This window comes from Nonomuraea sp. NPDC050556 (assembly GCF_044457355.1).
Taxonomy (GTDB): Bacteria; Actinomycetota; Actinomycetes; order Streptosporangiales; family Streptosporangiaceae; genus Nonomuraea.
Genome location: NZ_JBITGU010000002.1, coordinates 1,176,375 through 1,187,714, shown reverse-complemented (window position 1 = coordinate 1,187,714; position 11,340 = coordinate 1,176,375). Strand labels below are relative to the sequence as shown.

The following is an 11,340-nucleotide window of genomic DNA, read 5'->3' as shown; positions in this document are numbered from 1 at the left end:
TCGATGGCCCGGCGGTCGGCGAGCGCGGACCCTGGGAACGAAGGAAGGAGAGCCGATGGCCAGGCGGGTGCCTGTTCGCATTCCTGCCAAGCGCACGCCGGGTGACGTGTTCGCCGGGCTCGGCGCGCTGGTCGTGCTCGTGGCGCTGGTGGGCGGCGTGCCGTACGCGCTGCTCAGGTTCGTCGGGCCGCCGGTCTCTCCCGAGCTGCTCGACCTCGACCTGCTGACCACCAGGCTCGGGCCGAGCGTGATCGTGGCCGTGCTGGTGCTGCTGGTGTGGCTGGCCTGGTTCCAGCTGCTGGTCTGCGTGATCGTCGAGATGTACGCCGGGGTGCGCAGGGTCGGGATGCCCGCCAGGGTGCCGCTGTCCGGGGGGACGCAGGCGCTGGCCAACAAGCTCGTCTCGGCGGTGTTGCTGCTGTTCACCGCCGGGGCGGTCGCCGTGCCCATCGCCAGGCTCGCCCCGCCGCCGTCGCAGGGGATGACGACGATGGCCTACGCGGCGCCGGTGGTCGAGCAGGTGATGGAGACGCAGAAGGCCAAGAAGGTGTACGTCGTGCAGCCGCCACACGGGCGGCACCACGAGAGCCTGTGGGAGATCGCGGACAAGTGCCTGGGGGACGGGCGGCGCTATCCCGAGATCTACCGGCTCAACCAGCACAAGGAGCAGCCGGACGGGACGAGGCTGCACATGGCCGACCTGATCCGGCCGGGCTGGGTGCTGGACATGCCGGACGACGCGCGCAACGTGCACGTCGTCCCGGCGGGTCAGGCGCGGGCGACGACGCTCAGACAACACCCGGGTACGCCGGAGGAGGAACGGCAGCAACACAAGCCGATAAAGCCCGACAAAGCCGCAGAAACCCCAGTCGCAACCCCCACAAAAACCCCAGAAAAGACCCCCACCAAGACACCGGTCAAAACACCCGCAGAAGCCCCCACAGCCCAAGCCCCCAAGACCCAGCAGCCCAAGGCGCAGGAGCCCATCGCGCAGGAGCCCGAGGAGCAGAGCCCCGCGCTCGACCTCGTCGACTACCTCGCGGGCGCCTCCCTGGCCGCCGCCGGTCTCCTCGTCATCCTCGGCAGAAGGAGGCGCGAGCAGCTCTGGCGCCGAGCCTTCGGCCACCGCGTCGTCCGCCCCAGAGACGACGCCGCCAAGGCCGAGGTCGCCCTCAGGCTGGGCGCCGACGCCCCGGGCACCCGCATGCTCGACATCGGCCTGCGCCTCCTCGGCACCGAACTGGCCGCCCAGGGCCGCACGCCCCCCACCGTGTACGGCGCGCACCTGTCGTCACGCACCCTCGACCTTTGGGTGCACCCGCCCGACCCCGAGGCCCCAGCCCCCTGGGTGGCCCAGGACGGCGGCCAGGTCTGGCGCCTGGCCGCCCACGAGGGCAGGCTCCTGGAGGAGCGGAGGAGCTCGTGGGCCGGGAGCGAGGCTCAATCCGATGCCAGCGGGTCACGAAGCGGCCGCGACCATGGGCACGCGCAGGCGGGCGGCGCTCCCTATCCAGGCCTGGTCACGCTAGGGACCGACGGCCAGGGCCGCGTGCTCGTCGACCTGGAGGCGGCCCAGGGCCTGATCAACGTGCGCGGCCCCCAGACCACCGCCGCCCTGGCGGCGCTCGCCGTGGAGCTGGCCACCAACCGCTGGTCCGACCGCATGCGGGTGACCCTCGTCGGCTTCGGCGAGGAGCTGACCGCGATCGCCCCCGACCGGATCAGGGCCGTCTCCAGCCTGTCAGAGGTGCTGCCCGAGCTGGAGGCGACGGCCGCGCCGCGCCAGGAGGTGCTCACCGGCCGCGTCAACGGCAGCCCGCGCGACGCCCACTACCTGCTGTCCGCCGTCGCGCCCACGCAGGAGGAGGCGCGCAGGCTGGCCGCCCTGGCCCGCAAGGACACAGCGGGATATGTCGTGACCGGGGAGGTGCCGCACGCCACCTGGACCCTGCGCGTCACCGACGACGGCAAGGCCAGGATCGACGAGCTCGGCTTCGAGGTGACCGCGCAACTGCTGCCCCGACGCCACTACAAGGCGCTGGTCGACCTGTTCGCCACGGCCGAGGAGTTGGGCGGCGAGGCCGTACCCGACCCCGAGCCGCTGGAGTCGCTGCAACCTCCCGCCGTGGAGGTCAGGATGCTCGGCCCGATCGAGATCGTCGGCCCGGACGCCCTGGAAGAGGGCAGGATGACGCTGGCCACCGAGCTGCTGGTGTACCTGGCCACGCATCCGGGCGGCGTGCACCCCGTGGTGCTCGGCGGGGTGTTGTGGCCGCGCGGCGTGCAGTCGATGGTCCGCGACGCCACGATCGCCAGGGTGGCCGAGTGGCTGGGCGAGGAGCACCTGTTCACCGACGAGGCGGGCCGCCTCAGGCTCGGGCCCGGCGTGCGCACGGACTGGTCGCTCTTCCGCGAGCTGGTACGCCGGTCGCACGGCGACGAGACGGCGCGGGCCGTCCTCATCGAGAAGGCGCTCGGGCTGGTCAGAGGGCCGCTGCTGAGCGGGCGGCCGCACGGGCGCTACGCGTGGCTGGCGGCCGACGAGCTGGAGTACGACGTCATGGCCGGGGTCGCGGACGCGGCGCACCGGCTGTGCGAGATCAGGCTCGCGCACGGCGACACCGACCAGGCCGTCGCGGCCGTGCGCGCCGGGCTGCTGCTGGCGGCCGACGACGAGGGTCTCTGGCGCGACCTGCTGCGCGCCACGCACGCCACGGGCGATCTGGGGCGGATGCGTGCCGTGGTCGACGGGCTGACCAGGAGGTCGGCCTCGCACCCGTATGGCGGGGGCATGGCGCCGGAGACCGAGGCGCTGATCGACGAGCTGCTGCCGTCGTGGCGCATCCATGTGGTCAGGGAGAGCTCCGCATGATTCATGCTGATTCGTACCGCTGGGTGGCTCGGTGGGAAACGGTGGTTCTAGCGTGATCTCCATGCGAGGGCTGATCGCACCGGTGGCCGCCGCCGCTCTGCTCACAGCGGGGTGTGCGGCCACCGGCGTCGATCGGTCGTTCACCCCGCGCGAAGCCCCGGCCAAGCCCCCCGTGGCGGAAGAAACGACCCCGGCACCGGAAACCGTCCAGGTAGGAAAGACGATGACGGTGACCATCGAGCGGCCGGTGGGCGCGGACCCCGTGTTGCTGAAGGCGTTCACCGACTACTACCTCGCCTCCTGGCGGGCCGTCGTCGGAGACGACGACACCGGCTACACCGAGCTGGTCGAGGACCCGGCGGCCCGCGAGGCCTACGACTGGGTGGCGAGCTTCGCCGGGCAGCGGGTCAAAGGCACCGCCAAGGTCTACGCGATGCGCGTCACCGCGGTCGTCGGCGACGGCGCCCAGGTCAACGCCTGCGTGGACGAGACGGGACTGCGGCTGACCAAGGGCGCGCCCGCCTGGACGCGCAAGCCGTACCTCCAGGCCGTGGTCGTGCACCGCGGCGATGACGGTGTGTGGCGGATCAAGGGATTCCGCCACAGCTGGAAGGGATGCGCCAGATGAACCGCCTGCTCTCGGTCGTGACCGCCGCGCTGCTCCTGCTGGATCCCGGGGGCCCGCGCGGTGAAGGTTTCCAGGACGGCCGTACGGCAGGCGTCAACCTCTCCAACTCCAAGATCGTCATCACCGGCAACGGCGTGAAGGGCGGCAGGAGCGACGGCTACGAGCTCAAGCGCCCCTGCTGGTACGAACCTGGGCCGGACGCGACGAACATGCTGAAGACGCAGGAGGACGTGCGCGCCTACTGGTTCAGGATGCATCCGAACGGCTCCGAGGCGGAGTTCCAGAAGTTCCTGGCGCAGTTCAAGGACAAGATCGGCAAGCCGGGCCGCTGGTGGACCCCCGCCTACAACGAGGCGGACGCCAAGGGCAGGGCCTGCTGGGGCGGGCTCGACCAGTTCGTCTGGGTGCCGCCGGGCACCACGCCACCGGCCGGGATCACGCTGGCCGAACTGGCCGACATCGCCCGCGCCGCGCTGACCGTGCCCGAGCCCAAGATCAAGCTGAACCCCGACGCCAAGAGCTACGTGAACCTGGCGACGTGGGTCTGGCTCGACGGCATCGGGCAGCCGCGCCGCTCGGTCACCGCGTCGCTGCCCGGCATCATGAGCGCGACCGTCACGGCCACGCTGGAGGACATCAAGATCGACGCGGGCACCACGGCCGACCGCGCCGAGGTGCGCCAGCAGTGCGGCACGTCCGGCAAGCCGTACGCCAAGGGGGCCGACTTCACCTGCGGGGTGCGCTACCTGCGCGCGTCTGTCGACCAGCCGCGCGAGGTCTACGTGCTGACGGTCACCACGGTCTGGCCGGTGGAGGTGGAGGACGACGTCGTGCCGTTCATCTACGACCCGGTGCAGGTGGGCGCCACCCGCGACGTGCCGGTCGGCGAGGTGCAGAGCAACGTCAAGCCGTAGGCGGGGCGTCTCCCAGCGATTCGAGGAGCTTGCGCATCGACCCGGCGAGCTGGTCACGCTCGCCCGGGTCGAGGGCGGCCAGCAGGCGGGCCTCGTTGGCGACGTGCAGCGCGACGACCTCGTCGACGATCTCCAGCCCGCGCGGGGTGAGCCTGACGGAGACCGAGCGCCGGTCGTGACCGGTGCGCACCCGCTCGACCAGTCCCTTGGCCTCCAGCCTGTCGATGCGGTTGGTGATGGCCCCCGAGGTGACCATCGCCGACCTGAGCAGCGCCCCGGCCGTCAGCTCGTACGGCGAGCCCGACCTGCGCAGCGTGGCCAGCACGTCGAACTCCCAGTTCTCCAGCCCGTGCCCGGCGAAGAACTCCTTCAGCTCCCGCTCCAGCAGCCGCGACAGCCGCGAGAGACGGCCGACGACGCCCATCGGCCAGACGTCGAGCTCGGGGCGCTCCTTGCGCCACTGCTCCATCACCGCGTCAACGGCGTCACTCATCTGTGACCTCTCAACGGAAATAGTCTCAACGCTAAGATACTTATCTCTCAATGTTGAGATTATCAATGAGAGGCGATCATCATGGCCACCATCCGGCGTGATCTTTTGCTCACCGCGTTGGCCCCCGCGAGCTGGGGCACCACCTACGTGGTCACGACGACGTTGCTGCCGCCGGACCGGCCCATGCTCGCGGCCGCGATGCGCGCGCTGCCCGCGGGACTGGTATTGCTGGCCATGACGAGGAAGCTCCCGCAGGGCTCCTGGTGGTGGAAGACCGTCGTGCTCGGCCTGCTGAACTTCGGCGCGTTCTTCCCGTTGATCTTCTTCGCCGCCTACCGACTGCCCGGCGGGGTCGCCGCGACGATCGGCTCGGTGCAGCCGCTGATCGTGACCGCGCTCTCGCTGGTCGTCCTGCGCGTGCGGACCTCGCGCGCCGTCCTCGGCGCCGCCCTGGTGGGTACGGCCGGCGTCGCGTTGCTCACGCTGACCGCCGCGGCGCGGATCGATCCGCTCGGCATCGCCGCCATGCTGGTCGCCACCACGCTCATGGGGCTGGCGATCGTGCTGGCCAAGAAGTGGGGCCCGCCGCGCGAGCCGCTGGCGATGACCGGCTGGCAGCTCACCATCGGCGGGCTGGTCCTGGCGCCGATCACGCTCGGCGTCGAGGGCCTGCCCGCCTCGGTGACGATGACGAACGTCCTCGGCTTCGCCTACCTCGGCGTGATCGGCACCGCCCTGGCGTACACGCTGTGGTTCCGTGGCATCGACCGGCTCGCGCCCGCCTCGGTCTCGCTGCTCGGCCTGACCAACCCGCTGGTCGCCACGCTGGCCGGGCTGCTCATCCTGGGGCAGACGCTCACCCCGTGGCAGATCGTCGGGTTCGCCGTGGCGCTCGGCGCGCTGGTCGTCGGGCAGCTCAGTGGTAATAGCCCTCGACGGGGATCCGGGCCTCGTCGAACAGCTCAGGGCCCGTCTGCGGCACCTCGGGAAAACCTCCACTCGGCTTCAGCCCGTTGAGCTGGTCGCCCGACATCGCGTAGACGACGTGGCCGAGCCCGGAGCGCGCGAGCGCGCCGGTGCACATGCCGCAGGGCTGGCAGCTCGTGTACATCGTGGTGCCGGCCGCGGTCTCCGGGTCCAGCTCCGCCGCCGCCCACCTGGCCAGCTTCAGCTCCGGGTGGGCGCTGATGTCGTTGTCGGTGATCGTGGTGTTCTGGGCCTCGGCCAGGATCTCGCCGTCCGGCCCGACGAGCAGCGAGCCGAACGGCGGGTTGCCGTTCTTCCTGGCGAGGGCGGACAGTTCGATGGCGCGGCGCAGGAAGTTCATGAGAGCAGTTCCTTCACGGTCGCGAGCGCGCGCCAGGCCGTTTCCGGGTGGAGCGTCTCGTCCGGGTCGTCGTTGAACGGGTCGAACACGATGGACTGGGCGCCGAGCCGGCGCAGTTCCTCCAGGTCGGCGGCGACCTGTTCGGTCGTTCCGTGCCCGGCCAGGCGGTCGGGATCGGTGATCGGGGCGTCGGTGAACCGCAGGGCGATGCGCGGGGCGAAACCGGGCAGCGCCGTCTCCCGCTCCAGCACCTCCCGCACCCGGCTGAGGCGGAAGCGCAGCGGGTGCCAGGCGTCGCCCACGCGTACGGCCCGCCGTACGGCGACGTCGCTGTTGCCGCCCACCCAGATAGGGATGTCGCCCTTCCCGTAGTCCTCGGTGTTGGCCAGCGCGGCCCTGATCGTGTCCAGCGACTCGTCGGTCTGCCGCCCGCGCCGCTCGACGCGCTGGCCCAGCGCCTCGAACTCCTGACGCGCCCAGCCCACGCCGACGCCCAGGACCAACCGGCCGCCGGAGAGCTGGTTCAGGTTGGCCGCCATGCGCGCCACCAGCAGGGGGTGGCGGTAGGGCACGATCAGCACGGTCGTGCCCAGCCGTACCCGCTGGGTGATCCCCGCCAGCCACGACAGCGTCGTGAACGGCTCGTAGAACGGAGCCGGGTACTGCTCGGCCACGTCCGGCGTGATGACCACGTGGTCGGACACCATCAGCAGGTCGAAGCCCAGCCCCTCGACCGTCTGCGCCCACGCGCGCAGGCGGCCGGGGTCGGTGCCCGGCCCGAAGTTCGGCACGTTCACTCCCAGTTCCATGCGGACCAGGCTATCCAGGCCCGCGTGAAGCCCAGAAGACAGACCTAACGGCCTTTATGGCTGTTTGAAGGGATTTTCCCGGTAGATTCGCCGCATGGCCGAGAATCTCGACGCGACCGACTGGACGATCCTCGCCGAGCTGCAGAACGACGGCCGCCTGCCGCTCACCGAGCTCGGCAAGCGGATCAACCTCAGCGCCTCGGCCACGACGGAACGGGTCAGGCGCCTGGAGTCGCTCGGCGTCATCACCGCCTACCGCGCCGAGATCGACCTCGCGGCCGTCGGCCTGCCCATCCTGGCGGTGGTGCGGCTGAAGTATCCGGGCAGCAAGCACGAGCCGCTGCACCGCCTGCTCGCCGAGCGCACCGAGATCCTGGAGTGCCTGCGCACCACGGGCGACGACTGCTACCAGCTCAAGATCGCGGCCACCTCGATGCCGCACCTGGAGCAGGTCGTCAACGAGCTGGCCGCGTTCGGCAGCACGGCGACCAGCATCGTCTACAGCCAGCCGCTCTCCTACCGGGGCCCTAGGCGATGACCGCCACCAGGGGCGCGAGCTCCGGGATCTCGGCGGACTCGGCGAGGACCAGCTTGAGCACCTCGTCGTGGGTCGGCCTGGCCAGGGCGAGCAACTCGCCGCCCGCCTGCGTCACCTCGGTGTAGATGCCCCTGCGGTCGTCCGGGCACAGGTAGCGCGAGAGCAGCCCGCGCGCCTCCAGCCGCGTCACGAGCCTGGTCGTCGCGCTCTGGCTGAGCGCCACGGCCCTGGCGAGCTGCTGCATGCGCATGTACCAGCCGTCCTGCCTGGCCAGCACGTCGAGCACGGTGTACTCGCTGACGCTCAGGTCGTGGTCCTTCTGCAGCGCCTTCTCCAGGCGCTCCTCGATGCGGCCGTGCAGTGCGGCGAGCGTGCGCCAGCCTTGGGCGCGCGCCTCGACGGCGTCGTCGGGCAGGGACATTTGACGCCTCCTCCTTGTTCGGGCATATAGTCGGCGTGTGCAACTAATGCACACGCTGACTAACGGCTTCTAGGAGTATTCTATGCCTCTCGCCCTGTTCGCCCTGGCGATCAGCGCCTTCGGCATCGGCACGACGGAGTTCATCATCAACGGCCTGCTGCCCGAGCTGGCCGACGACTTCGGAATGACGATCCCTGCCGCTGGGTTGCTCGTGTCCGGATACGCGATCGGTGTGGCGATCGGCGGACCGCCGTTGACCATGCTGGGCGCCCGGTTGCCGCGCAAGACCATGTTGATCGCTCTGATGGGGTTGTTCATAGCGGGCAACCTGCTGTCCGCCCTCGCTCCCTCGTACGGCGTGCTGATGGTCGGGCGTTTCCTGGCCGCCTTCGCGCACGGCGCGTACTTCGGGGTCGGCTCGGTGGTCGCCGCCGACCTTGTCGCACCGCAGAAGCGGGCGAGCGCGATCGCGTTGATGTTCACCGGGTTGACGCTGGCCAACGTGGTCGGGGTGCCTTTGGGGACGTGGATCGGGCAGGCGTTCGGCTGGCGCTCCACGTTCTGGGTGGTCGTGGGGATCGGCATCGTGGCGCTGATCGGGGTGATCGCGCTGGTGCCCAGGCAGCCGCGGCCCGAGGGCGCCGGGATCAGGGGTGAGCTGGCGACGTTCAAGAAGGGCAGCGTCTGGCTGGCCCTGGCGATGACCGTGTTCGGATTCGCGCCCGTCTTCGCGATCATCACCTTCATCGCGCCGATCATGACCGGGGTCGGTGGGTTCTCGCCCGGTGCGGTGCCTGTCGTGATGGCGCTCTTCGGCGTGGGGCTCGTGGTGGGGAACCTGGTCGGGGGGAAGCTCGCCGACCGGGCGGTCATGCCCGCGATCTACGGGTCCGTCGCTCTGCTGGCCGGGCTGTCGGTCGTGGTGGCGCTGGTGGCGGGCAACCAGATCGCGTTCGTGGTGGCGATCATGCTGTTCGGCGCTGCCGGGTTCGCCACTGCTTCGCCGCTGCAGACGCGGGTGCTGGATGCCGCTGCCGGGGCGCCGCTGCTGGCGTCCGCTGCGAACATCGGGGCCTTCAACGTGGGCAACGCGCTGGGGTCGTTCGTGGCCGGGCTGACGATCGACGCGGGGCTCGGGTACGTGGCTCCCGCTTGGACGGCCGCCGTGCTGGGGGTCGTGGGGCTCGGGGTGGCGGGCATCGCAGGCCTCCAGGCCCGCCGCCACGCACTGGTCACGGCATGAACCTCAGGGGCCCGGTACTTCCCGGGCCCCTGCGCTTTTCTACCGGCCCGCCTCGTGGGCGAGCAGCCACTCCTTGACGTGGGTGCCGTAGTAGTAGCCGCCGAATCCGCCCGAGGCGGGCAGCACCCGGTGGCACGGGACGAACGGCGCGATGAGGTTCTGCGCGCACGCCGACCCCGCCGCCCGCGCCGCCGTCTTCGGCATCCCGGCGCGCTCGGCCAGCTCGGCGTAGGACACCGTGGTGCCCGCCTTGACCTCGCGCAGCGCCTCGTGCAGCTTCTTCCTCGTGGGCGTGCCCGGCTGCTCCACCGGGACGGTGTCGAGCGCGTCCAGGTCTCCGGCGAGGTACGCGCGTACCGACCGGGTGACCTCGCCCAGGTCGTCGACGACCTCGAGGCCCTCGCGCTGGAGGTCCTGCGGCAGCCGTACGAACATGGCCGTGGGGTCGGCGGTGAACCCGGCCGCCACCAGCACGCCGTCGCGGACCAGCAGGGACAGCGGGCCGATGGGGGTGGGCTCGATCTGTGCGGTGATCATCATGAACTCCAGAGATGCAGGGCGGCGTAGGCCCGCCAGGGGCGCCACCGCTCGATGTGGTCGTCGGGAATGCCTAGTGCGGCCATGCGTTGCTTGAGCACGAGATCGCCGTGCGGCCAGGCGTCTGGATCCCTGAGCGCGCGGAGGGCGACGTAGCTGGCGGTCCAGGGGCCGATGCCGGGCACTTTGAGCAGCTCGGCGACGGCGTGCCCCGGCTCCTGGCCACCGTCGAGGTCGATCTCCCCGTCGGCGACCCGCTGGGCGAGTTCCCTGAGCGTCGCCACCCGCCGGTTCGTCAGCCCGATCCCGCTGAGATCCGCCTCGGCCAGCTCGGCGGCCGTGGGGAAGAGGTAGATCAGCCCGCCGTCCGGCTGAGGCCCGGTCGGCTCCAGCAGGTTGACCACCGGTAGCTCTCTCTTGTGCGGGGCTTCTTCAGACGCCGCGTCGGCGAGAAGGGGTACGGCGGGGCTCGGCGTCTCCGAACGGTGCCCAACCCTTGCCACGATCCGCCCGAGCAACGTCCGAGCCCCCGCGACGGAGATCTGCTGCCCCACAACAGCACGAACAGCGATCTCGAACCCGTCAAACGTCCCAGGCACCCTGAGCCCAGGCCGAGCGGCGACCAGCGGCGCAAGAGACGTCAACGACAACGCCTCGGAAATCGCCTCAGGGTCAGCGTCCAGATCCAGCAACCGCCGAGCCCGAGCCACGATCCGCGCCAACTGCCGAGTGTCATCCACCAACACGTCCAGCGCGATATACCCGTCCACAGGCGTCAACGTGATCGTCCCACCGGGAACCGACCGGCTGTAGGAGGCGGGGGAAGCCACCTCCAACCCGGGAATAGCCCGAGAAGCCAGGAACGAGAAGATCGACCCCACGTCGTACGGCTCCCGCCGGTGCAGCCGCAGCCGCATGCCCGCCGTACCTCCCACCTCACGAGCCCCCCGAGCGGTGGCCCGCAGCTCGCTGGGCGTGAACCCGTACGTCTCCCGCATCGTCGCGTTGAACTGCCGCACGCTCCCGAACCCCGCAGCGAACGCCACATCCGTGACCGGCAAAGCCGTCTCCGTCAGCAACTGCTTGGCCAGCAGCAACCGCTTCGTCCGCGCCACGGCCAGCGGCCCCACCCCGAGCTCGGCCACGAACAGCCGGTGCAGGTGCCGCTCGGTGATGTGCAGCCGCCTGGCCAGCCCGCCCACGCCGGAGTCGTCGGCAGCGCCGTCGTCGATGAGCCGCAGCGCCCGCCCGACGAGGTCGCCGCGCACGTCCCAGCCCGGGTCGCCGGGCGACAGCTCGGGACGGCACCGCTTGCACGGGCGGAACCCGGCCGCCTCGGCCGAGGCCGCGTGCCGGTAGAAACGCACGTTGCGCGACGCCGGCGTACGCGCCGGGCAGATCGGGCGGCAGTAGATGCGTGTCGTCGTGACCGCCGTGTAGAAGCGCCCGTCGAACCGGGCGTCCCGCGCGGAGGCCGCCCGGTAACAGGAGTCGAAATCGAGCTCTACAGGGGACATGCGTACGACTCTACGCGCTGAAAAAGAGGGTCGACTGGCGG

At 70.8% G+C, this 11,340-nt stretch carries 12 protein-coding genes; 6 read left to right on the top strand and 6 right to left on the bottom strand.

Going from position 1 to position 11,340, the window contains the following annotated elements; genetic code table 11:
* The first annotated feature begins 55 nt into the window (after positions 1 to 55).
* The 3 genes from ACIBG8_RS23610 to ACIBG8_RS23600 all read left to right on the top strand — a co-directional run bounded on the left by ACIBG8_RS23610 (position 56) and on the right by ACIBG8_RS23600 (position 4,414).
* Positions 56 to 2,872 carry a BTAD domain-containing putative transcriptional regulator gene (locus ACIBG8_RS23610; protein ID WP_397345069.1) on the top strand — a complete coding sequence of 939 codons (2,817 nt, stop codon included), beginning with the start codon at positions 56 to 58 and terminating at the stop codon, positions 2,870 to 2,872.
* A gap of 61 nt (positions 2,873 to 2,933) precedes the next feature.
* Positions 2,934 to 3,500 carry a hypothetical protein gene (locus tag ACIBG8_RS23605; protein WP_397345068.1) on the top strand — a complete coding sequence of 189 codons (567 nt, stop codon included), beginning with the start codon at positions 2,934 to 2,936 and terminating at the stop codon, positions 3,498 to 3,500.
* On the top strand, positions 3,497 to 4,414 hold the full coding sequence (locus tag ACIBG8_RS23600; RefSeq protein ID WP_397345067.1) for a hypothetical protein: 918 nt from the start codon (positions 3,497 to 3,499) through the stop codon (positions 4,412 to 4,414). The genes ACIBG8_RS23605 and ACIBG8_RS23600 overlap by 4 nt, the downstream gene beginning before the upstream one ends.
* On the opposite strand, the gene ACIBG8_RS23595 is transcribed toward ACIBG8_RS23600, so the two are convergent.
* Positions 4,404 to 4,907: a MarR family winged helix-turn-helix transcriptional regulator gene (locus ACIBG8_RS23595; protein WP_397345066.1), complete on the bottom strand. Its 504-nt coding sequence runs from the start codon at positions 4,905 to 4,907 to the stop codon at positions 4,404 to 4,406. The two genes, ACIBG8_RS23600 and ACIBG8_RS23595, sit on opposite strands and share 11 nt — an antisense overlap.
* Before the next feature lie 81 nt (positions 4,908 to 4,988).
* Here ACIBG8_RS23595 and ACIBG8_RS23590 point away from each other — a divergent pair, with 81 nt between their 5' ends.
* The gene (locus ACIBG8_RS23590; protein WP_397345065.1) at positions 4,989 to 5,924 is read left to right on the top strand and encodes an EamA family transporter; all 936 of its coding nucleotides are present in this window, start codon (positions 4,989 to 4,991) and stop codon (positions 5,922 to 5,924) included.
* On the opposite strand, the gene ACIBG8_RS23585 is transcribed toward ACIBG8_RS23590, so the two are convergent.
* Positions 5,824 to 6,234 carry a nucleoside deaminase gene (locus ACIBG8_RS23585; protein WP_397345064.1) on the bottom strand — a complete coding sequence of 137 codons (411 nt, stop codon included), beginning with the start codon at positions 6,232 to 6,234 and terminating at the stop codon, positions 5,824 to 5,826. The genes ACIBG8_RS23590 and ACIBG8_RS23585 overlap by 101 nt on opposite strands.
* The gene (locus tag ACIBG8_RS23580) at positions 6,231 to 7,043 is read right to left on the bottom strand and encodes an LLM class flavin-dependent oxidoreductase (RefSeq protein WP_397345063.1); all 813 of its coding nucleotides are present in this window, start codon (positions 7,041 to 7,043) and stop codon (positions 6,231 to 6,233) included. Before ACIBG8_RS23580 ends, ACIBG8_RS23585 begins: the two co-directional genes overlap by 4 nt.
* 94 nt (positions 7,044 to 7,137) lie before the next feature.
* Between ACIBG8_RS23580 and ACIBG8_RS23575 the strand changes: the two genes are divergently transcribed.
* Complete coding sequence (locus tag ACIBG8_RS23575; protein ID WP_397345062.1) at positions 7,138 to 7,581, top strand: Lrp/AsnC family transcriptional regulator; 444 nt, start codon at positions 7,138 to 7,140, stop codon at positions 7,579 to 7,581.
* Here the strand turns inward: ACIBG8_RS23575 and ACIBG8_RS23570 are convergent.
* Positions 7,571 to 8,002, bottom strand: a complete 432-nt coding sequence (locus ACIBG8_RS23570) for a MarR family winged helix-turn-helix transcriptional regulator (RefSeq protein WP_397345061.1) — start codon at positions 8,000 to 8,002, stop codon at positions 7,571 to 7,573. The genes ACIBG8_RS23575 and ACIBG8_RS23570 overlap by 11 nt on opposite strands.
* Positions 8,003 to 8,084: 82 nt before the next feature.
* Here ACIBG8_RS23570 and ACIBG8_RS23565 point away from each other — a divergent pair, with 82 nt between their 5' ends.
* Positions 8,085 to 9,245, top strand: a complete 1,161-nt coding sequence (locus tag ACIBG8_RS23565; RefSeq protein WP_397345060.1) for an MFS transporter — start codon at positions 8,085 to 8,087, stop codon at positions 9,243 to 9,245.
* Positions 9,246 to 9,284: 39 nt separating this feature from the next.
* Here ACIBG8_RS23565 and ACIBG8_RS23560 read toward each other — a convergent pair whose 3' ends face one another.
* A complete protein-coding gene (locus ACIBG8_RS23560) occupies positions 9,285 to 9,785 on the bottom strand; it encodes a methylated-DNA--[protein]-cysteine S-methyltransferase (protein ID WP_397345059.1) in 501 nt (166 codons plus the stop codon).
* A complete protein-coding gene (locus ACIBG8_RS23555) occupies positions 9,782 to 11,299 on the bottom strand; it encodes a DNA-3-methyladenine glycosylase 2 family protein (RefSeq protein ID WP_397345058.1) in 1,518 nt (505 codons plus the stop codon). Before ACIBG8_RS23555 ends, ACIBG8_RS23560 begins: the two co-directional genes overlap by 4 nt.
* Positions 11,300 to 11,340: the final 41 nt, after the last annotated feature.